Genomic DNA, 18,907 nt, shown 5'->3' with positions numbered 1-18,907 from the left:
CACATAGACCGCGATGATCACCACGATCAGCGCGAAGTTCAGCACGCTCATCGCGGCCGCCGTCGCGACCTCCTGGTTCTGCCGAATCAGCTTGAACGTCAACGTCGTTGTCGTATCGGCCCCGAATCAAATTTTTTTGTTGGGGGGGCCGTTCGGGAACTCGGTTCGGCGGGGCCGGGTGCGCCGCGATTACTCGCCGGGGGCGAGGAACTTGCCGCCCCGCACTCCCGTCGCGAAGGCATCCCACTCACCCGGCGTGAAGACCAACGCCGGACCGGACGGATTCTTGGAGTCCCGGACACCGACCAAGCCCTGATCGAGGAACGCAACCTCGACGCAATCCTTGGACCCACCACTGCGACTGCTCTTGAACCACCTAGCTCCGGACAGATCAACGTTCACGCTGGTACTCCCTTGCAATCTTCCGCATCAGCGCCCTGCTGGCGACTTCGTCCAACGATACCTGCTGAATGCGTTCGTACGCTTGGGTATATCGCCGCACGATGCCCACCTTCTCCGAGTACATGTCGCCGGTGTAGTTCTCGGCGTAGACGATCGTCGGCTCGATCGGCACACCTCGGCTGCCCTCCGGGAACTGGAGGATGACGAACGTTCCGATCAAGTCACCAGTCGGCATGCCCGAAGCGAAGGGCAGCACGCGGACGCTGACATTGGGCCGGGTGCCGATATCGGCCAGATGCTTCAGCTGAGCCGCCATGATCGACCCACCGCCGATCACCCGGCGAAGCACCGTCTCACCGAGTACCACGGTGAGCTCCGTCGGCTTGAACCTACGCGTGATCAGGCGTTGTCGCCGCATCTTCATCTCGATACGACGCTCGTGCTCCTCGTCCGTGTCATCAGGATTCGAGAGCCGAGCCAGCACACGCGCGTAGCTCACCGTCTGCAGCAGGCCCGGAACAAGGTCCGACTGGTAGGTCGTCAAGTTCTCGGCCGCCGACTCCAATCCCATGAACACGCTGAAGTTTGCCGGGATGACGTCTCCGAACTCGTGCCACCACGACTTCTCGGCCGCCTGCTTGGCCAGCCCGCGCAACGCCTCGGCATGTTCCGGGTCGATGCGATAGATATCGATCATCGCCTCCAGGTCGAGTGACCGAATCTTCTGCACCTCGCCCTTCTCGTACCGTTGCAGGGTGCTCTTGCTCCAGTCCACGAGCCGGGCGGCATCCTCGAGCGTCAGTCCGATCGCCTCACGCGCCTCGCGCAGCAGCCGCCCGAGTTGGCGGCGCGTGATGCTGCTATCCCTGTCCCCCATGATTTTTCCCCTTTCGGATCGCTTGGTATTCCCGATTCGGGAAGACTTCGGTGCAAACTTCGGCACGTGTGCTGAGCTTTTCGTCGAATTCATACGGCTTCCCGTTTCGTCTTCCCCGAACCTGGCTGATTGGTGTGTTCTATTCCCATCGCGGACGAGTCATCGCCCCGAGCACATGTCACCTGAGCAGGAAGGAAGCCTGCCGGAATGACCCGCCCCACTACGACACACATCGACCGAAGGCCCGGAACGATGCTCGAATCACGAGAAGTACCAACGAATCCGCCCGCATCAGAATACATGTTCGACGCGAGTCCTGTGACGAAAGACTCTGCACATGTGCCGAATTCGCGTCCATTTCGGCTGCGGGGGTGACAGGTGGAACTGTTTCCGCCGAAGAATCACATGCTCGCAGCGTGCCGAGGAGACACCGGTCGCGATCATGTGCTGCTGCGCTGCGCAAAAGAACTCGGCGAATTACACGAGCGGCGCCTCGCCGAGGGTGCCGCGCTGGTGGCGCAGATCGACACGCGCCGTAGCGAATTGCGCGCGAGCGCCGACTGCTGGGTCCACGACCGGCTACCGCCGTCGCACGGCTGCGCTCGGGTGCACACCGAAGGCTTGGGCTCGGTCATCGATCGTCTCGCCGAATTCACCGCCCGCGCCTACGCCGCCCTCGCCGGAGCCACGGAGTGGGACCTGTTCGACGCCTGGGAGACGCTGGCGGAGCTGGGCGTCGCCTACGAGGACCTCACCGCGGAGGTCACCACCGGCCATCGCCGCCTGCCCGGCGGCAACTGACGCTGTGGACAAGGGGCGACAGATGACCGAGCTGCTGGCCGAGTTGCGGCGCATCGGCTGGTGCGACCACGCGGCGCTCGACGCCGCGACGCGGTCGCTCAGCGATCGCGAAAAGTCCTTCCTCGCGGACAAACTCACCCAGGCGGCGGTACACATCGCCACCGGGATCGGTTGCAGCCGCGGGCTACCGCCGCCGAATACGCTCCCCGGTGCCGGAACCGACCGCATCGATCTCACCGCCTCGTTCGTCACCGTCATCGAGGAATGCGGCCTGGACCACCCGACCCGAATGACGCTGCGCCTGCGCGCGATGTCCGCGGCCCGCTTGGTCGTCGAGCTGCACGATTCCGCCGAGAACGCCGAATTCATCGCCGGATCGGGCACTTTGATCACCGAATACGTCGAACGCGCCAGCATCCGCTGCGGCCAGCACTACACCGGCGCGCGCACCGTCCTGTGGTCCGAACTGTCGCGGCCGGAACTCGGCAGATGGGCGTGAACCGCCGAATCAGCGTGTGCGGTCGTAGACCAGGGCGATCTCGCCGAGTTCGCCGGTCTCCTGATGGGTGAGCGTCCACGCCGAGCCGGGCAGGCCCTCAACGAACAGGCGTTCCCCGTCCCCCGCGATCTCGGGGGTGATCAGGAGATAGAGCCGGTCGAGCAGGTCCGCGGCGAGCAGGTCCCTGGTGATGGTCGGGCTGGTATTGACGAGGATGTCGCCTTCGCCGGTGGCCCGCAGTTCGGTAATGACCTCGGCGGCGGGGGCGTTCACGATACGGGCCCGCCCCCAGGGCGCTTCGGCCAAAGTCGTTGAGAAGACCACCTTCTCGGTGTCGACCAGCCACTTCGCGTACCCGCGATCGCGGGGGTCGGCGGTGTCGTCGGCGGCGACGGTCGGCCAGAAGCCGAGGAACCCTTCGGCATTCTTCCGGCCGAGCACCGCCGTCGTCGCGTCCTGCCAGATGCGGTTCATGTGGTTGCGCGCGACATCGGTGGTCGCGTACCGGACGATCGCCTGCGCGTCCGCGGGACCGCCGGGGCCGTTGTAGCGTCCGTCGATGGTGAGGGCGATATTCGCGGTGACCATGCGTACAGTCATGCCTGATCTTCCTTCTTCTCTGGTGAATGGCGCTGTGGCAGTGAGGATTTGCCGACGACGTCGGCGAGGTTGTCGAGCACCTGCCCCCAGCCGGTTTCGATCCCGGCGATGTAGGGGGCCGCCTCGACGGCCGTTTCGGTGATGGTCAGCTCGAGCCGCAGCCGGGTGCCGTCCGGAACCGCGTGCAATGCCAGGGCGTAGCGGCCGGTGAACGAGACGGCCCCGCCCGCGTCCAGCACCGAGAGCCCGAATACGAGGCGTCCGGGCTGCTCCGCGTGCTCGACGCGCCCCTCGGAGCGGTATCGGCGGCCCTCGGCGTCGCGATACCCGAGCACTGCGCGACCACCCGGCTCCGGCTCGAGGACACAGTCGGTGACCGCCATCGAGGGCGGAACCCACCAGGACGCCAGCAGATTCGGCTCCACCCAGTGCCGCCAGACGACCTCGGGAGCGGCGGGCAGCACCCGCTCGAACGAGAAGGCGCGCCCATCGGCCCACCGATCCCGCTGCGCGAGTGCGGATTCCGCCTCGATGGCGGCGCGGTAGCGGGCGACGACATCGCGTTCGCCCGCATTCGCGTCGATGGTCTCGGCCAGGTGGCGCACCGCGCGCTCGAGATCCCGCAGCGGGGCCGCCTCGACCGCGTAGACACGGCGCTGCCCGAGCGGGAACACCGTCACGAGACCGGCGCGGGCGAGGGTCTGCAGGTGCTTCGTGGTCTGCGGCTGCCGCAACCCGGTCAGCTCGGCCAGTTCACCCACGGACCGGGGCCGCTCGGCGAGCAGCTGCACGATGCGCCACCGCGCGGCGTCTGCGAGTGCTGAGGCGATCTGCTCCATGCGCAGAAGTATTCCCTGACAAGAATATTCTTGTCAAGGAATACTTTGTGGCGGCCTGTCGCTGCTGGTCAGCGGGCCGGACTGCCGGACTTCACCAGTTCCGACGCCGGGGTGACCCAGGTACCGAAGGCCGTCCACAGCGAACCATCCGATAACCGCCGCAGCGTGAAGCGATACTTGCCGTAGCAGGCCCGCGACATCAGCGATAGCGGGGCGCTCCCGACCACTTGATAGGGATGTCCATCGATACGCACTGTCTGGTTCATGACCTGACCGCACCTCTCGTTGTCAGCTGTGACGCCTCGGACAGCCGTAACGATCGCAAGCAGGGGCTGAAGACAACCTGAACCGGCCTGAAGAAGGCTTCAGGAAGCGGCCAGGGATTCGACCCGGTCGCAACAGGCCCGCAGCAGATCCTCGTCGTGGGCCACGACCAGGACGCCGATGCCCTCGTCGGCCGCCCGGTTCATGATCAGTCGCATGATCGACGCCGTGGTCGCCGCGTCCAGCATGGCGGTCGCCTCGTCGCACAGCAGATAGCGCGGGCGTTGCACCAGCGCGCGGGCGCCGCAGGCCCGCTGCAGCTGCCCGTCGCTCACCTCGTGCGGGCGGCGGCCCAGCAGATCCGGCGTCAAACCGACTGCGGCGCAGAGGGATCGGAGATCCGGTTTCCGATCGCCGCGAATTTCGGCGGGTTCGCCGATGATCCGTCCCAGGGTGAAGCGGGGATTGGTGGCGGTCCGCGGCGACTGGAAGACCACGGCCACCGCGCCCCGCGGCGCGCGCCCCAGCGGCTCCCCGTCCAGGATCACAGTGCCGGAGCGCGGCGTGACCAGGCCCGCCAGCGTTCGCACGAGAGTGGTCTTCCCGGAACCGGATTCGCCGGACAGCCCGACGAGCCTGCCCGGCTCGACCGCGAAATCGACCGCGTCGAGGACGGTTTCGCCGCGACCGTAGCCGACCGTCACCCCTTCGGCCGCGAGCATCACCGGCTCCGTTCGCGAATCACGCGGTCGCCCCGCGGCACCGAGGCCGTCGGACCGCCGAGATACGGGCACCGCTCGGGCGCGAGATCGGTCAGCTCCGGCGTCGGATGCGGCAGCGGTCGCAACCCCCGGCCGGGCAACGCCGCCAACAGGTCTCGGGTGTACTCGTGCCACGGGTCGTCGAGCACAGGGTCCGCGGGACCGTACTCCACGAGGTGCGAGGCGTACATGACCGCCACGGTGTCGGCGACCCGGGTGCGCAGCAGCGCGGCCAGGTCGTGGGTGATGAGCAGGACCGCGGCCCCGGCATCGGCGCGGTCGCGCAGCAGCCGCAGCACCCGGTCGGTGCGGTCGCGATCGAGCCCGGAGGTGGGTTCGTCGGCCACCAGCACGTCCGGATCACCGGCCAGCGCCGCCGCGAGGGCGGCCCGCTGCGCCATGCCGCCGGACAGCTCGTGCGGATACCGGTTCAGGGCCGCGGCGGGAAATCCGGCGCGCTCGGCGAGTTCGGCGCAGGTGTGCGGGGACCCCAGCGCGGCGATCGTCTCGGCGAGCTGGGACCCCACCGTGCGCACCGGCGTGAAAGACGTTGCGGGGGACTGTGGTACGAGGCCCACGTGCCTGCCGCGACAGGGCCGGGCGGCGGTGAGCACATCGATGGTGCCGTCGCCGGTGGGCACCGCCACCGAACCGGTGACCAGGGCTCCGGGTGGCAGCAGTCCCAGTACGGCGCTCGCGACGATCGACTTGCCGCAACCGGACTCACCGACGAGCGCGGTCACGCCGCCGCGCGGCGCCGCGAGTGTCACCTCGGTGGCGGCGTGCACGATCCGGTTGCGGCGCATCGGAATCCGGACCGTCAGCGAGTCGATGCCGAGCCCGCCGCGCGTGGCCGCGCCGGTGCCGGTCATGACACCACCCGCGTGGGCTTCGGCGGTATCAGCAGGGTGCGCAGCGCCGAACCGGCGACCGCGACCGCCACCGTGGTGACCACGAGGACCCCCGCGGGGAAGGCCAGCGTCCACCATCCCCCGAGCAGCAGCGAGCCGCGCGCCTCCTCGAGCAGGGTACCCAGGCTCGCGGCGTGCGGCGGGAGCCCGAACCCGAGGAACGACAGCGTCGATTCGTGCCATACGGCGTGCGGGAGCAGCAGCACCACGGCGATGACGGCCTGCGGGGCGACGGCGGGCAGCAGATGCCGGCGCAGCAGATGACCGCGGCTCGCACCGGCCAGCCGGGCGGCACTGAGGTATTCGCGTTCGCGCAGGCTCAGCGCCTCGGCGCGCACGACGCGCGCCACCTGCACCCAGTGGGTGAGCCCGATCGACAGCACCACGGCGGGGACGCTGCCGCGGAACAGGGCCACGATGACGATGCCCAGCAGCAGGTGCGGCAGCGCGTTGGTGGTGTCGGCCACGCGCATGACCAGCCGGTCCGTCCAGCCCCCGGCCAGCGCGGCGAGCGTGCCCACCAGCGTGCCGAGAACCGTTGCCAGCATCGCGGATCCGATCGCCACCAGCAGCGAGACGCGGATGGCGGCGGCGACGCGCACGAACAGGTCCCGCCCGGCGGCATCGGTACCGAACCAGTGCCCGGCCGACGGCGCCTGCCGGGCCATCGCGAAATCGGTGAGCCGGTCGTCGATTCCGGTGCACCAGGGGACCAGCAGCGCGTACGCCGCGACCGCCGCGAGCACCGCGACCGCCGTCCACCCTCGGCGCTCAGCCATCGGCACGCACCCTCGGATCCAGCAGCACACAGGCGATATCGGCGCACAGCGAGCCCACCATGACCGCGCAGGTCGTGCCGACGGTCAGCAGGGCCAGCAACGGCATATCCAGGTCGGTGGCCGACCGCACGAAGGCACCGGCGATGCCGGGCCAGGAGAAGATCTCCTCCACCAGCACCGCGCCGACCACGATCTCCGGCAGTCGCACACCCAGAACGGTCACGAAGGGCGCGAGGGACATGGGCAGAATGTGGCGGCGGGCGACGGTCCCGGTGTCGATGCCGCGCGCCAGGGCCCCGGTGACGAAATCCTCGGTTCTGTTCTGCGACACCGATTCCCGCACTGCCAGCAGCAGCCAGGGCAGCTGTGACAGCGCCAGGGCCGACGCGGGCAGCACCAGATGCCGGATCACCTGGGCGGCATCCGGGTCGGCTCCGGCGTCGGTGAGTCCGGCCGGTGGCAGCCAGCGCAGGCCCACCGCGAAGATCGCGATGGTCGCCAGGGCCAGCACGAACGGCGGAAGCCCCTGCACCACAACGCATACCGTGGACACCAGTCGATCCACCGCTCCCCCACGCAGCATTCCGGTCCACGCGCCCAGCGCCACCGCGGTCAGCATGGCCACCGTGAGCGCGACCAGGACCAGCAGCATCGTCCACGGAATCCGTTCGGCCACCACCTGACTCACGGGTTGGCCGTAGGTGCGCGACATGCCGAGATCGCCGGTGGCCACCCCGCCCAGCCAGCGGCCCAGCAGCTCGTACCACGGGCGGTCGAAGCCCAGTTGCGCTGCCAACAGGGCCTTGTCGGCCTGGCCGGTGCTCTCGTACCGGGTGCCGAGATAGCCGACCAGCGGATCGAACGGCGAGACGGCCGCGGCCGCGAACAGGCCCGCGGACACCAGGGCGAGCACCGGGACCAGGGTGAGCAGGCGCAAGCCGACCATGCCCGGCAGGCCGCGCCCGCGGAATCGGCTGCGCCGCAGTGCGTTCGGCGCGGTCACGGCCTGCGGGTCCAGGTCTGCAGCGACCACCACGGACCCCATGCCACGCCGTGCGTGTGCGGTTCCAGCACGGGACCCGACATCACCCACTCGGACCTGCGGGTCACGTAGGTGTGATCGAGGAAGGCCAGGAACACGTAGCTCGGGTCGGCGATGTAGGCGGCCTGCAGGTCGCGGTACGCCGCCGCGCGGACGGCCGGATCGGTGCTGCGGCGGGCGCGGTCGAGGGCCGCGTCGAACGCCGGATCGGCGTGGCGGCTGGCGTTGTCGTAGGCGCTGCCGACGGCCGGATCCAGGTAGGACGAGTGCAGGACCTTGTAGGTCTGGGTGTCCGGATCGTAGGGTTCGTCGCCGCCGCCGAGCAGGACGGCGTCGTGGTCCACCCGCGCCGCGATCCGATCCGACGACAACGCCTCGAGATTCACCTCGATACCGATGCGCCGGGCGTCGGAGGCGAATGCCTGCGCCAGGTCTCGGCGCAGCGTATCGGTCGACTTGTACACGATCGTGAAACTCGCGCGCTGGCCGTCCCGGACCCGGATACCGTCCCCGCCCTCGCGCCACCCGGCCTCGTCCAGGATCCGCTGCGCCGCGGGCCGGTCGTAGGCGAAGACGGCCTGCGGATTGTATGCGGCCCCATACACTTCCGGAACCGGCGTGGACGCGGGGCGTCCGTAGCCGCCGAGGACGTTGTCGATGGTCGCGCGGCGATCCACCGCGAGATTGAGCGCCCGCCGGACCGCCGCGTCACCGGTCACCGGATGCCCGGACGGCAGCGAGACACCGCGCCAGTCGGCGGAGGTGTTGGACGACACCGTCTTCGACTCGTCGGCGGCGAAGGTGCGGGCCAGCAGCGGCGGCAGCGTGGTGCCGTCGAGCTCCCCCGCGGCCATGCGCTGGGCGCGGGTGTTGTCGTCGGGAACGTACACCAGGGTCAGCTTCTTCACCGAAGGCGCACCGCCCCAATAGTTCTCGTTCGCCTCGAAGACCGCCCGATCGGGCGTCAGCCGGGTCAGGCGGTACGGGCCGGTGCCGATCGGCGCGGAATTGAGCGGGGATTCGGCGGCGCGGCCGGGCGTGGCCACCGCTTCCGACGGCACGATGCCGATGAGCATCTTGGTCGGGAACGCCGCGTACGGATACCGCAGGGTGAACCGCACCGTGGCCGGATCGACGGCCTCCACGCGCTCGATCATCTCGTAGGACGAGCGCACCTCCGACGCCGACACCGGATCCAGGATCGCCCGGTAGGTGGCCACCACGTCGGCGGCGTCGAAATCCGTGCCGTCGCTGAACTTCACGCCCGGACGCAGCGGGACCGTCCATTCGGTGGCCTCGGGGTCGGCCGACGGTGCCGCGGCGGCGAGCGCGGGATCGAGGGTGGGCAGCCCCTCGCCGCCGTGCAGTTTCAGCAGCCCGTCGTACATCTTCGCCTCACCGGCGGCCCCGTATCCGGCGATCGGGTTGTATCCGCCGAGCTCGAATCCGTCGGCGAGCACCAGCGACCCGTCCGTGGTCGTATTCGGCGCACCGCAGGCCGAGACGGCCGCGGCGAGCGCGACCAGGACACCGGCGATCCGCTGCGGCCGGGCACGTCCCCTCATCGAAAGCCTTCCAACTGTTCATCTGTTCAGGTGGACAGATCATAGAGCCAGGGGAGGGATCCGGCTACCTTGATGCCCATGGGAGAACCGAAGTCAACGGAAGGGTCACCGGTCCGGCGCGGCCAGGACGCACTCCGCGACGTCGATATCCGTGCCTGGGCGCGCCGATTCGACCTGCTCTCCGACCCGAACCGCCTGGAGATCCTGCTCTGCCTGCACTGCTCCCCCGGCATCACCGTGAGCGAACTCGCCGCCGCCACCGGCCGCACCGAGAACTCGGTATCCCAGGCGCTGCGGGTGCTGCGCCAGGGCGGGTACATCACCTCGACGCGCGTCGGCCGCGCGGTCGCCAACCAGCTCGACGATTCGACCATTCACGAGGTGCTGCACAGCATCGGCGCCGGGCACGGCTGACGCCGGAACCCGGTCGTTCGACAGAGGCGGCGACGGCCCCGCCCGCTCTAGCGTGAGCGCCATGAGCAGCGAATACCTCTTCGGGCAGTGGCCGGTCCCCGATCGCGCGGACGCCGGTGCGGTACTCCTCAACGTCTGGCGCGGCGCCTCCCCCGAACGCATGCGGCGATTCACCGACGACATGGTCGCCGGGGTATGGGGCGAGGAGCTCACCGACGGCGAGCTGTCGTTCAGCCTGTACGAGAGCGAGGACGGCCGCAGCCTGATGGCCTACAAGCAGTGGACCTCCGAACATGCCTACGACGCCTACCTCGCGGTCCGGGGTTTCGGTGGGGCACAGGCGTTCCGGGACGCCAATCCGGATGTCGAGTTCCATCACGACTGGTTCCGGTTGCTGCGCAGCGGCGTTCGGCCCGGTGAGACTCGCACACCGGGCTGCGTCGTGCTCGTCGATATCGAGCCGGACACGGCCGAATCCGGAAAGCGGTGGGTGGACGGGGTTTTCGAGGCCTTCGGCTCCAGCGGTGCGGGACCGGAGAACATCTCGGCGCATTTCCACCAGAATTTCGACGGCACCGCGCTGGTCAACTACGCGGAATGGGAGTCCGCCGCCGCGCACGAGCGGGCCCTCGCGGAGGGCAACCTGTCCACCCGCACCACGCCGCAATGGCAGCGGGTCCAGCAGTTCGGCGGCGTCACCTTCCGCGGCTTCACCCGCTACCGGCTGCTGCGCTCCATTCAGCGCCGGGTTGCCTGACGGCTTCCGCGAGCCCGCCTATGGTGGCAGTATGCCCGAGAGCGAGACCGAACATCCTGCTCAGAGCGACATCACCGCCGATAGCGGCCGGATTGCCATATGGCGCGCGAGATGGGACCGGTTCCGGCGATCGCCGTTTCTCCCGGCGACCGCGCTGGTCTTCATCCTCGGCGCCGCCGCGGGCCTGTTCGCGGGGTCCTACACCTACATCCTGGCCAATCCGACACCGCATCGGATTCCGGTGGCGCTGGTCGCCGAGCCCGCGCCGTCGGAGCCGGGAGCGGCGTTCCTGACGGGCATGGATCGGGCGCTGGACGGCTCGCTGCACGTCCTGCGGTACGAGGATCCGGGTGCCGCGCACGAGGCCGTGCAGGCGCAGCAGGTCTTCGCGATCATCGACGTGCGGCGGGCCGATCACGTGCCGGTGGATGTCTCGGGCGCCTCGGGATCGTCCGTGGCCCAGGCCATTTCGGAGGCTGCCGTGACTGTCGGACGGCAGAGCGCGACACCGGTCACGGTCACCGACATCAATCCGCTGCAGCGGGGCGACCCGCGCGGGCTGGCCATCTTCTACATCACGCTGGCGGCGGTGATCGTGGGATTCGTCGGGGCCATTCAGCTCAGCGTGCACGCCCGGGCGCTGAACCCGCTGGAGCGGGTCGGCTACACCGTCGCCTACTCGATCCTGGGCGGCTTCGTGATCGCGGCCGTGGTGGACTGGTGGCTGGGCGCGCTGCGGCTGCCCTTCGTGGAGTCGTGGTTCATCCTGGCCCTGACCATGTTCACCTCGGGCATGATCTTCACGATGTTCAACACGCTGTTCGGCCGCTGGGCGATGATCCCGACCTGGGGCTTGATGGTGCTGCTGGGCAATCCGTCGTCCGGCGGGGCGGTCTCGTGGCCGCTGCTCCCGTCGGTGCTGGGCAGCATCGGCCGGTGGCTGCCGCCGGGCGCCTCCGTCAACGCCCAGCACACCGCGGTGTACTTCGCCGACCACCAGCATCTGTTCCCGTTCCTGGTGCTGGCCGCGTGGGCGGCCCTGTCGTGCACCGTATTCGGGATCTGGCGGCACCGGCACCCGGGCGGGCGCGACGACGACTGGTGACTACCGGGCACCGCCCCCGGCCGCGATACCCGCGCCGACCTCCGCGACGGCCGCCAGGCCCGCCGCGATCAACGGGTTGCCGCCGGTGCCGCGGCGGATGCCGCCGATGATGGTGCGGGCCGGAATCGGGCTGCCGCGCAAGGGGATCCGGGCGACCGCGTGGTCGTCGGGGATGGGCGCGAGCCGCGGCAGCAGGCAGACGCCGAAGCCCTGTGCCACGAACGTGGAGACGGCGAACCACTCCTTGACGTGATGGACGACGCGCGGAGTGAATCCCGCCGCCGCGCAGGAGGTCATCACCACGTCGTAGGTGTCGCCGCCGGGCTCGTCGAGGATCCACGGCTCCCCCGCCGCGTCGCGCAGCGTCACCGTCGCCCGCCGGGTCAGCGGGTGCCCGCGCGGCACCAGCAGATCCTGCACGTCGTCGAAGAGCACCCGCTGCTCGAAACGGGCGTCATCGATCGGAGGGGTTGCGGCGGTGGGGAATCCGATGGCGATATCGGCCGACTCGACCAGCAGCGCCCGGAAGATCCGCGTGGAATCCAGCTCCCGCGCGTGCGCATCGATCCCCGGGTGCCGCTCGCGCAGCAGCGCCATCGCGGGCGCGGCGACGGCGGCCAGGGCGGAGGAGACGCCGGTGAACCGGAGCGGCCCGGCCAGCTCCGCACCCCGGGACAGGACGTCGGCGCGGGCCCGCTCCCAGTGCTCGTGCAGCGCATCGGCATGTTCGAGCAGAGCCCGCGCGGCCTCGGTGAGGCGCACGTTGCGACCCTCCCGGCGCAGCAGCTCGACACCGAGTTCGGTTGCCAGCGAACGGATCTGCTGCGAGACGGCCGACGGCGTCACGTACAGCGCCGCCGCCGCGGCCGCCACCGTGCCGCGGTCGGCGAGCACGCGCAGCACCTGAATCCGGCGCAGGTCGATCATGTAGCTGATTCTAAAGAATTATCGACGGAATATTTCGATGGACCTGAACGCTTTGCGGGCCGACGCTGAAAACATGCTTCCCGCACCGGTATTCGTCCTGGCCGCCGCCGTATCGACACAGACCGGACAGGCGCTCGGCAAGCAGTTGTTCGCGCAGGTGGGCCCGGGCGGTGTCGTGGCGCTGCGGCTCACGATCGCGGCGATCGTGCTGCTGGCCCTGGCCCGTCCGCGCGCCGTGCCCCGGGGCGCCCGGCTGCGGACCGCGCTCCTGCTCGGCACCGCGATCGCCGGGATGAATCTGGTTTATCCTGCGCTGCACTATCTTCCGCTCGGGGTCGCCAGCAGCCTGCAACTGCTCGGGCCGCTGACGGTGGCGCTGTGCGCCTCGCGCCGCGCCGCCGATATCGGCATCGTGGCGCTGGTCGTGGCCGGTGTGTGGCTCGTGCGCGATCCGGCGTCGGGCCCACTGGCCTGGCAGGGCATCGCGCTGGCCCTGCTCTCGGCGGCCGCGATGGGCAGCTATCTGCTGCTGTCCCGACGTGCCGGATCGCTGACCGACAGCCGGTCGGTGCTCGCGTTCGGCGTCGGCGCGGGCGCGCTGCTGGCGCTGCCGTGGGGCGCGGCGGAAAACGGGCGCGCCCTGCTCGAGCCCGGGGTCCTGGTCGCGGGTGCGGTCGTGGCCGTGGTGTCGGCCGTGATTCCGTACACACTCGAACTCGCTGCGCTGCAACGGCTTTCCGCGGGAATCGTCGGCACGCTGCTCACCCTGGAGCCGGTCGTCGCGGCGCTGGCCGGGGTCGTCGTCCTGAGCGAGGGCCTGTCGATCCAGCGCTGGGCCGGGATCGCGTGCATCTGCTCGGGGGCCGCCTTCGTCACGTGGCGGAACTCGCGCCGCGCGGACACTCTCGCCGAGGCCGCGCACGGTGGCCCGGATCATACGGCGGCGACCTTCCCCCGGAATTAGAAGGCATGTTCCAATTAAATGTAGAGGGATTGCTCTACAACTATCCGGAACACCGACCGACGGAGAGACCGATGCGACTCCCATCCACGGCACACACCGAGCGCCCCTGGCGAATTCACGACCTCACCCGCGATTTCGAGCTCGAGGACGTCTGGGCGCTGCCGACGCCCGGCGGCCCCGACGACCTCCCCCTGCTGATCCGGGAGATCTCCGCGGGCGACGATTCCGACGCCTCCGTCGTCTACCGGCTGCTGTTCGCGATCCGCTGGAAGCTCGGGGAGCTGCTCGGCTGGGACGATGACGACTCCGGCCTGGGTGCGCGCGTGCCGTCAATGCGCGATCGGCTACCCGAGGATCTCCGCACCGGACCGCGCGGACCCGACCTGCGCGGCAAGCCCTTTCGCTCGCTGTATCTCACCGATACCGAGTGGGCCAGCGAGATCGCGAACCGGACCATGCACGGGGTCATGCACATCGGCTGGGTCGAATACGAACCCGGCCGCTACCGCGGCCAGATGGCGGTCCTGGTGAAGCCGAACGGCCTGCTCGGCAGGCTGTACATGGCCGCGATCAAACCCTTCCGCTACGTGCTCGTGTATCCGCCGCTGCTGCGCTCGATCGATCGCCACTGGCGGCGGACGAACGCAACGAGCGGCGGCCGCTGAGCGCAACGCCCCGCGGCGGACGACCCGAACGCGCCTGCTCACACGAGCGCGGAACGGTCCCGAAATCCTCCGTTCATGCACTGTTTACGATGTCCGAATGCTTCTCGACGACGCGCAGGGGAGACCGGCCTCGCCGGTCGAACGGGCGGGTGCGCTGCCACTCCGATCTCGCCGCTACGGGCCGACGGCGGTGTGGCTCGGTATCGCGGCGGCGGTGCTCGTGCTCGTCGCGGGCGAACTCATGGCCGCCCACATTCATGCGCTGGGCCCGTTGACCAGCCTGTTCCGCGACTATGCGGGCATCCCGAAGTCCGCGACCACGCCGTGGGCGGGTTTCCTGCTGGCGCTGGTCGGAATCGCCTGGCGCGAACGCGCGATCGCCCTGGCCGCGGCGGTCGGACTGGATCTCGTCTTCGTGATCGTCCGGGCCGCCGAGGGCCACAAGTTCACCGTCGGCAACGGCCCGACGCTGGTGCTGACCGCCCTCGCGGTGCTCGCGGCCGTGCGCTGGTCCGGCGAGCGGCAGCGCACGGCATTGCGCACGATCGCGCTGGGTGCGCTGCTGATCCTCGCCACCAAGGTCGGCGAGATCTGGCTGGACGTCACCGCCTGGGCGACGCCGCAGGTCCTCGATCCCTTTGTGCAACAGGCCGATCGGGCCCTCGGCAACCCGTCGTGGCTGGCCGGGCAGGCGCTCGAGGCGGCCGGGCCGGTGGTGTCGGCGATCCTGCGCTGGGTGTACTTCGAACTTCCGGTCGCGGCGATCGTCGTCGCGGTCTGGCAGCTGCGCGGCGTGACCCGCGGCGCGTGGCCGCGGCACTACCTGGTGCGGACGTTCCTGGCGATCGGCCTCATCGGGCCGCTGTTCTATGTGGTCTTCCCGGTGGTGGGACCGATCCTGGCGTACGGGCCGCAGGGGCACGGCATGGAGCTGGCCGATGTCTGGCCGAATATCGTTCCGCCGCTGTCGACCTCGATCGAACCGCTGAGCTTCGACGGCATCACGCCGCGCAACTGCATGCCCTCGCTGCACACGGCCTGGGCGCTGTCGCTGTTCATCCACTCCCGGCGCGGACCGCGCTGGCTGCGCTGGGGCGGGGCGTTCTGGCTGGCCGGAACCCTCGCCGCGACACTGGGTTTCGGCGCCCACTACGGCATCGACCTCATCGTGGGCGCCACGCTGTGCCTGACCATCGAATCCGTTCTGCGCGATCCCGAACGCGGCTGGGACCGGGCGCGGTCGGGCCTGGTGGCGCTGGGCATCGCGACGTTCACCGCGGTGCTGCTGTGCACCCGTTACCTCGCACCCGAGATGGCGCGGCATCCGATCCCCGTCGGTATCGCGCTCCTCGGCGCCTTCGCGGTTCTGGTCACCGCGTTCTACGCCACGTGGTTCGCCCCCACCTCGACCGCCCTGGTCCGGCGAGATTTGTGATGCCGATGACCCGCGGGCCCGGCGCCCCCGGGCGCGAGTTACTGTCGAGATGCCCGCTCCGGGCACGTGTGTTGGAGGTGTGACGATGGCTCGGATTCCTACGGCGCTGCTCGCGGCGGGCGGCCTCACCGGTGGCTTCGCTCTCGCGCAGGCGACCAGGCAGCGGCAGCTCGGCGGCGTGGTGTTCGCGGCGGCGACGGCGGCCGCGGTGCCGCGCTGGCGCAAGTCCGTCGGAACGGCCGGGGCCGCGGCGCTGACCGGGCTGTCGGTCGGCGCGATGGGCCTGTCACACCCGCTGGCGAAGAAGATCGGCAGCTGGCCGTCGGTGGCGGCGGTGTCGGGGGCCGTCGCACTGACGGCCTGGGTCGCGGTCGACCGCAAGGGCTGACCGCGCCGGGGCTACCGGCCCGAATCCGTTGTGTAGACGTGGAAGTCGCTGAGCAGCCGCTCCTCCTGCAGCAGTGAGGCGCGGGCCTCGCGCCCGTGCGACTTCGCCACCCCCGCGGTGAGCGCCTGCACCAGCGAGGTGAACGCGGTCATCGACCGCAGCACCGAGGGGCTCGTCGCATCGACGAAGAAGCAGTCCCCGGCGGTGGCGGCCAGCGGCGACCCCGGATTGTCGGTCAGCGCAACGACATGCGCGCCGACCGACCGCGCCCATGCCGCGCCGCGCACGGTGTCGGCCATGTAGCGGTGAATCGACATGGCCACGAAGCAATCTCCCTCGCGCACGCCGCGCAGATCGTCGGTGAGCGCACCGGCCGTTGCCGTCACCAGCGCGACCTCCTCGCGCACCATGCCCAGCAGATAGGCCAGGAGATAGGCCGGGGCATGGCATTTGCGCAGCCCCATCACGTGCACCCGCGGCGCCTCGGCCAGGTGCCGCACCGCCGACTCCCAGGTGCCGTCGTCGATGCGGGCGAAGGTGCGGGCGATATTGGCCTGATCGAAGCCGAGGGTGCGGTTCAGCAGTCCGCCGCCCTCGGCGGGTAGCCGCTCCAGATTGTCGAACCGCCGCAGCAGCTGCGCCTGTTCCTGCAGCCGCTCCCGGCACAGGCGGGTCAGTCCCGGATATCCCTTGAGCCCCAAGGCATTCGCGAAGCGGACGACCGTCGCCTCGTTCACCCCGACCGCCCCCGCCAACTCCGACACGGTCATGAACGCGACGGCCTCCGGGTCGGCCATCACCCGCTCCGCGAGCTTGCGGTGCGCCTGCGACAGCGAGTCGTGCCGCGCGCGCAGCTCGGCCACCAGTTCGTCGAACGTCTGCGGTCCCTGATCGGTCACGGCGTTCATTCTCCCTCGCGGTTCGGCACCCGGAACGTAGCCACCAGGCTACGTAATCAGAATTGCATTCTCACGAAGTTATGCAATTCCACTTGCATCCACCGCTCGAGTGTTGTTAGCTACCTCACACGACCATCCGCTGAGACTGGATTGCTCATGACAACCACATCGCTCACCGACGCCGCGGCGTCGACCGAACCCTCCCCCGCCGCCCCGCTGATCTCGATGCGCGGCGTCACCAAGACCTTCGGCACCGTCACCGTGCTACGCGACATCGACCTGGATATCGCCAAGGGCGAGGTCGTCGTGGTGATCGGCCCGTCCGGTTCCGGCAAGTCCACGCTGTGCCGGACCATCAACCGGCTGGAGACCATCAGCGGCGGCACCATCACCTTTCGCGGCGAGCCGCTACCCGCCTCCGGCGGCGCGCTGAAGAAGGTGCGGGCCGACATCGGGATGGTGTTCCAGTCGTTCAACCTGTTCCCGCACATGACCGTGCTGCAGAACATCACCTTCTCGCCGATGCGCATCCGCAAGCTCTCCCGCGCCGATGCCGAGGCGCGGGCACGGGCACTGCTGGAGCGAGTCGAACTGGCGCACAAGGCCGATGCCTATCCGCCGCAGCTGTCCGGCGGGCAGCAGCAGCGCGTCGCCATCGCCCGCGGGCTGGCCATGGAGCCGGAGGTGATGCTGTTCGACGAGCCCACCAGCGCCCTCGACCCGGAAATGGTCAGCGAGGTGCTCGACGTCATGAGAGCCCTCGCGAGCGAGGGTATGACGATGGTGGTCGTCACCCACGAGATGGGCTTCGCCCGCGCCACCGCCGATCGCGTGCTGTTCCTGGCCGACGGCGTCATCGCCGAACAGGCCACTCCCGAGCAGTTCTTCACCGCGCCCACCAGCGACCGCGCCAAGGACTTCCTCGCCCGCGTCCTGCAGCACTGACGGCCGAACATCCACCACCGCAACACATTTCAGGAAACCTGTGATGAGAAGACTCGCCCGCCTCGCGGCGGTACTGCTTGGCGTGACGGCGGTAACCCTCGCCGCCGCCTGCGATTCCGGCGCGCCGCCGATCGATCTGTCCAATTCCGGCCCGCCGGTGGACACCGATGCCCGCTTCCCGGCCGGATCGACGATGCAGCGGCTGCACGACGCCCAGAAGATCACCATCGGCACGAAATTCGACCAGCCGCTGTTCGGCCTGAAGAACCCGGTGACCGGCCGCCCGGAGGGGTTCGACGCCGAGATGGGCAAGCTCATCGCCGCCCGGCTCGGCATCCCGGCCAACCGGATCGAATGGGTGGAGACCGTCTCGGCCAACCGGGAGCCGTTCCTGCAGCAGGGCCGCGTCGACGCCGTGATCGCCACCTACACCATCAACGACAAGCGCAAGGAGATCATCAACTTCGCGGGGCCGTATTACATTGCGGGACAGTCGCTCATGGTGCGCCACGGCAATCCGGCGAAGGTCACCACCCCGGACGACCTGTCCGGCAGGAACGTCTGCGCGGTGGAGGGATCGGCCTCGTCCACCAACATGCGCAACCGGGTACCGGGCGCCAACGTCGTACTCTTCGACTCCTACAGCAAGTGCGCCGAGGCGTTGAAGAACGGCCAGGTGGTGGCCATGACCACCGACAACACCATCCTCGGCGGCCTGCGCAGTCTCGACCCCGACGCCTTCGAGCTGGTCCCCGGCACCTTCACCCAGGAGCCCTACGGCATCGGGATCGCCAGGGGGCGTGAGGATCTCGTGCGCTTCATCGACGACGCGCTGCGCTCCGCCTTCACCGACGGCGCCTGGACGACGGCCTGGGACCGCACGGCGGGCCGCATCCTCGGCGCGGCGCCCGGGCCGCCCGGCGGGGGGAGCGATTTTGGGGGCGGCTAAATGTACTACCGGGTGCGCTCCTCCTTCTCCCAGGGGGCTTGTAGGTGGGGCTGGGTCGGCTCGGCGGGCCGCTTCTTCTGCGCGGCACCGGGGCTGCCGGACGTCGAAAGCTTTTGAGG

Annotated in this window: 23 protein-coding genes; 11 read left to right on the top strand and 12 right to left on the bottom strand. The window is 69.5% G+C overall.

Annotated elements, in window-relative coordinates:
- Window positions 1–189: 189 nt before the first annotated feature.
- Window positions 190–402, bottom strand: a complete 213-nt coding sequence (locus tag QH290_RS18690; RefSeq protein WP_280384221.1) for a DUF397 domain-containing protein — start codon at window positions 400–402, stop codon at window positions 190–192.
- Complete coding sequence (locus QH290_RS18685) at window positions 392–1,372, bottom strand: helix-turn-helix domain-containing protein (RefSeq protein ID WP_280384219.1); 981 nt, start codon at window positions 1,370–1,372, stop codon at window positions 392–394. Before QH290_RS18685 ends, QH290_RS18690 begins: the two co-directional genes overlap by 11 nt.
- Before the next feature lie 285 nt (window positions 1,373–1,657).
- On the opposite strand from QH290_RS18685, the gene QH290_RS18680 reads away from it, so the two are divergent.
- Window positions 1,658–2,080, top strand: coding sequence for a DUF4254 domain-containing protein (locus QH290_RS18680; protein ID WP_280384217.1), 423 nt, complete (start codon window positions 1,658–1,660; stop codon window positions 2,078–2,080).
- Window positions 2,081–2,102: 22 nt separating this feature from the next.
- A complete protein-coding gene (locus QH290_RS18675; protein WP_280384215.1) occupies window positions 2,103–2,579 on the top strand; it encodes a hypothetical protein in 477 nt (158 codons plus the stop codon).
- A 9-nt stretch (window positions 2,580–2,588) separates the two neighbouring features.
- On the opposite strand, the gene QH290_RS18670 is transcribed toward QH290_RS18675, so the two are convergent.
- The 8 genes from QH290_RS18670 to QH290_RS18635 form a co-directional block, all read right to left on the bottom strand.
- Entirely contained in the window at window positions 2,589–3,179 is a 591-nt protein-coding gene (locus QH290_RS18670) for a dihydrofolate reductase family protein (RefSeq protein ID WP_280384212.1), read from the bottom strand.
- Window positions 3,176–4,018, bottom strand: a complete 843-nt coding sequence (locus QH290_RS18665) for a metalloregulator ArsR/SmtB family transcription factor (RefSeq protein WP_280384210.1) — start codon at window positions 4,016–4,018, stop codon at window positions 3,176–3,178. The genes QH290_RS18670 and QH290_RS18665 overlap by 4 nt, the downstream gene beginning before the upstream one ends.
- 68 nt (window positions 4,019–4,086) lie before the next feature.
- Window positions 4,087–4,284, bottom strand: a complete 198-nt coding sequence (locus QH290_RS18660) for a hypothetical protein (RefSeq protein ID WP_280384208.1) — start codon at window positions 4,282–4,284, stop codon at window positions 4,087–4,089.
- A 99-nt stretch (window positions 4,285–4,383) separates the two neighbouring features.
- Window positions 4,384–5,004, bottom strand: a complete 621-nt coding sequence (locus QH290_RS18655; RefSeq protein WP_280384207.1) for an ABC transporter ATP-binding protein — start codon at window positions 5,002–5,004, stop codon at window positions 4,384–4,386.
- Window positions 5,004–5,915 carry an ATP-binding cassette domain-containing protein gene (locus QH290_RS18650; RefSeq protein WP_280384206.1) on the bottom strand — a complete coding sequence of 304 codons (912 nt, stop codon included), beginning with the start codon at window positions 5,913–5,915 and terminating at the stop codon, window positions 5,004–5,006. The genes QH290_RS18655 and QH290_RS18650 overlap by 1 nt, the downstream gene beginning before the upstream one ends.
- Window positions 5,912–6,733, bottom strand: a complete 822-nt coding sequence (locus QH290_RS18645) for an ABC transporter permease (protein ID WP_280265396.1) — start codon at window positions 6,731–6,733, stop codon at window positions 5,912–5,914. Before QH290_RS18645 ends, QH290_RS18650 begins: the two co-directional genes overlap by 4 nt.
- Window positions 6,726–7,778: an ABC transporter permease gene (locus tag QH290_RS18640; RefSeq protein ID WP_425303625.1), complete on the bottom strand. Its 1,053-nt coding sequence runs from the start codon at window positions 7,776–7,778 to the stop codon at window positions 6,726–6,728. Before QH290_RS18640 ends, QH290_RS18645 begins: the two co-directional genes overlap by 8 nt.
- Window positions 7,733–9,340, bottom strand: coding sequence for an ABC transporter substrate-binding protein (locus tag QH290_RS18635; protein WP_280384205.1), 1,608 nt, complete (start codon window positions 9,338–9,340; stop codon window positions 7,733–7,735). The genes QH290_RS18640 and QH290_RS18635 overlap by 46 nt, the downstream gene beginning before the upstream one ends.
- Window positions 9,341–9,418: 78 nt before the next feature.
- Here QH290_RS18635 and QH290_RS18630 point away from each other — a divergent pair, with 78 nt between their 5' ends.
- From QH290_RS18630 to QH290_RS18620, 3 genes are all read left to right on the top strand, one after another.
- Window positions 9,419–9,754 carry an ArsR/SmtB family transcription factor gene (locus QH290_RS18630; RefSeq protein ID WP_280265398.1) on the top strand — a complete coding sequence of 112 codons (336 nt, stop codon included), beginning with the start codon at window positions 9,419–9,421 and terminating at the stop codon, window positions 9,752–9,754.
- A 61-nt stretch (window positions 9,755–9,815) separates the two neighbouring features.
- Entirely contained in the window at window positions 9,816–10,511 is a 696-nt protein-coding gene (locus QH290_RS18625; protein ID WP_280265399.1) for an antibiotic biosynthesis monooxygenase, read from the top strand.
- Window positions 10,512–10,542: 31 nt separating this feature from the next.
- Window positions 10,543–11,616 (top strand): ABC-2 transporter permease, encoded by a 1,074-nt coding sequence (locus QH290_RS18620; RefSeq protein WP_280265400.1) that lies wholly within the window; start codon window positions 10,543–10,545, stop codon window positions 11,614–11,616.
- Here the strand turns inward: QH290_RS18620 and QH290_RS18615 are convergent, their stop codons facing one another.
- Window positions 11,617–12,543, bottom strand: a complete 927-nt coding sequence (locus tag QH290_RS18615) for a LysR family transcriptional regulator (RefSeq protein WP_280265401.1) — start codon at window positions 12,541–12,543, stop codon at window positions 11,617–11,619.
- A gap of 37 nt (window positions 12,544–12,580) precedes the next feature.
- On the opposite strand from QH290_RS18615, the gene QH290_RS18610 reads away from it, so the two are divergent.
- The 4 genes from QH290_RS18610 (at window position 12,581) to QH290_RS18595 (ending at window position 15,995) form a co-directional block, all read left to right on the top strand.
- Window positions 12,581–13,507: an EamA family transporter gene (locus tag QH290_RS18610; RefSeq protein ID WP_280384202.1), complete on the top strand. Its 927-nt coding sequence runs from the start codon at window positions 12,581–12,583 to the stop codon at window positions 13,505–13,507.
- A gap of 71 nt (window positions 13,508–13,578) precedes the next feature.
- Window positions 13,579–14,172 (top strand): DUF2867 domain-containing protein, encoded by a 594-nt coding sequence (locus QH290_RS18605; RefSeq protein WP_280384200.1) that lies wholly within the window; start codon window positions 13,579–13,581, stop codon window positions 14,170–14,172.
- A gap of 97 nt (window positions 14,173–14,269) precedes the next feature.
- A complete protein-coding gene (locus tag QH290_RS18600) occupies window positions 14,270–15,607 on the top strand; it encodes a phosphatase PAP2 family protein (RefSeq protein WP_280384198.1) in 1,338 nt (445 codons plus the stop codon).
- A gap of 85 nt (window positions 15,608–15,692) precedes the next feature.
- The gene (locus QH290_RS18595; protein WP_280265405.1) at window positions 15,693–15,995 is read left to right on the top strand and encodes a hypothetical protein; all 303 of its coding nucleotides are present in this window, start codon (window positions 15,693–15,695) and stop codon (window positions 15,993–15,995) included.
- Window positions 15,996–16,006: 11 nt separating this feature from the next.
- Here QH290_RS18595 and QH290_RS18590 read toward each other — a convergent pair whose 3' ends face one another.
- Window positions 16,007–16,894 carry a MurR/RpiR family transcriptional regulator gene (locus QH290_RS18590; RefSeq protein WP_280265406.1) on the bottom strand — a complete coding sequence of 296 codons (888 nt, stop codon included), beginning with the start codon at window positions 16,892–16,894 and terminating at the stop codon, window positions 16,007–16,009.
- Between the two features lie 156 nt (window positions 16,895–17,050).
- On the opposite strand from QH290_RS18590, the gene QH290_RS18585 reads away from it, so the two are divergent.
- Both QH290_RS18585 and QH290_RS18580 read left to right on the top strand, forming a co-directional pair.
- On the top strand, window positions 17,051–17,839 hold the full coding sequence (locus tag QH290_RS18585) for an amino acid ABC transporter ATP-binding protein (protein ID WP_280265407.1): 789 nt from the start codon (window positions 17,051–17,053) through the stop codon (window positions 17,837–17,839).
- Between the two features lie 43 nt (window positions 17,840–17,882).
- Window positions 17,883–18,788: a glutamate ABC transporter substrate-binding protein gene (locus tag QH290_RS18580; protein ID WP_280384196.1), complete on the top strand. Its 906-nt coding sequence runs from the start codon at window positions 17,883–17,885 to the stop codon at window positions 18,786–18,788.
- The last annotated feature ends 119 nt before the right edge of the window (window positions 18,789–18,907 follow it).

It is taken from the genome of Nocardia wallacei (assembly GCF_029869545.1).
GTDB lineage: Bacteria > Actinomycetota > Actinomycetes > Mycobacteriales > Mycobacteriaceae > Nocardia > Nocardia wallacei_A.
Note: the sequence above shows the minus strand (reverse complement) of the source record. Positions and strands in the feature narration are given on the sequence as shown.

Bases quoted from the DNA above. Each gene is read 5' to 3' on its own strand.
- QH290_RS18670 (WP_280384212.1), bottom strand. From the start codon at position 3,179: ATGACTGTACGCATGGTCACCGCGAATATCGCCCTCACCATCGACGGA.
- QH290_RS18665 (WP_280384210.1), bottom strand. From the start codon at position 4,018: ATGGAGCAGATCGCCTCAGCACTCGCAGACGCCGCGCGGTGGCGCATC.
- QH290_RS18640 (WP_425303625.1), bottom strand. From the start codon at position 7,778: ATGGGGTCCGTGGTGGTCGCTGCAGACCTGGACCCGCAGGCCGTGACC.
- QH290_RS18595 (WP_280265405.1), top strand. From the start codon at position 15,693: ATGGCTCGGATTCCTACGGCGCTGCTCGCGGCGGGCGGCCTCACCGGT.
- QH290_RS18625 (WP_280265399.1), top strand. From the start codon at position 9,816: ATGAGCAGCGAATACCTCTTCGGGCAGTGGCCGGTCCCCGATCGCGCG.
- QH290_RS18635 (WP_280384205.1), bottom strand. From the start codon at position 9,340: ATGAGGGGACGTGCCCGGCCGCAGCGGATCGCCGGTGTCCTGGTCGCG.
- QH290_RS18600 (WP_280384198.1), top strand. From the start codon at position 14,270: ATGCTTCTCGACGACGCGCAGGGGAGACCGGCCTCGCCGGTCGAACGG.
- QH290_RS18675 (WP_280384215.1), top strand. From the start codon at position 2,103: ATGACCGAGCTGCTGGCCGAGTTGCGGCGCATCGGCTGGTGCGACCAC.
- QH290_RS18655 (WP_280384207.1), bottom strand. From the start codon at position 5,004: ATGCTCGCGGCCGAAGGGGTGACGGTCGGCTACGGTCGCGGCGAAACC.
- QH290_RS18630 (WP_280265398.1), top strand. From the start codon at position 9,419: ATGGGAGAACCGAAGTCAACGGAAGGGTCACCGGTCCGGCGCGGCCAG.
- QH290_RS18615 (WP_280265401.1), bottom strand. From the start codon at position 12,543: ATGATCGACCTGCGCCGGATTCAGGTGCTGCGCGTGCTCGCCGACCGC.
- QH290_RS18580 (WP_280384196.1), top strand. From the start codon at position 17,883: ATGAGAAGACTCGCCCGCCTCGCGGCGGTACTGCTTGGCGTGACGGCG.
- QH290_RS18650 (WP_280384206.1), bottom strand. From the start codon at position 5,915: ATGACCGGCACCGGCGCGGCCACGCGCGGCGGGCTCGGCATCGACTCG.
- QH290_RS18610 (WP_280384202.1), top strand. From the start codon at position 12,581: ATGGACCTGAACGCTTTGCGGGCCGACGCTGAAAACATGCTTCCCGCA.
- QH290_RS18585 (WP_280265407.1), top strand. From the start codon at position 17,051: ATGACAACCACATCGCTCACCGACGCCGCGGCGTCGACCGAACCCTCC.
- QH290_RS18685 (WP_280384219.1), bottom strand. From the start codon at position 1,372: ATGAATTCGACGAAAAGCTCAGCACACGTGCCGAAGTTTGCACCGAAG.
- QH290_RS18645 (WP_280265396.1), bottom strand. From the start codon at position 6,733: ATGGCTGAGCGCCGAGGGTGGACGGCGGTCGCGGTGCTCGCGGCGGTC.
- QH290_RS18620 (WP_280265400.1), top strand. From the start codon at position 10,543: ATGCCCGAGAGCGAGACCGAACATCCTGCTCAGAGCGACATCACCGCC.
- QH290_RS18660 (WP_280384208.1), bottom strand. From the start codon at position 4,284: ATGAACCAGACAGTGCGTATCGATGGACATCCCTATCAAGTGGTCGGG.
- QH290_RS18605 (WP_280384200.1), top strand. From the start codon at position 13,579: ATGCGACTCCCATCCACGGCACACACCGAGCGCCCCTGGCGAATTCAC.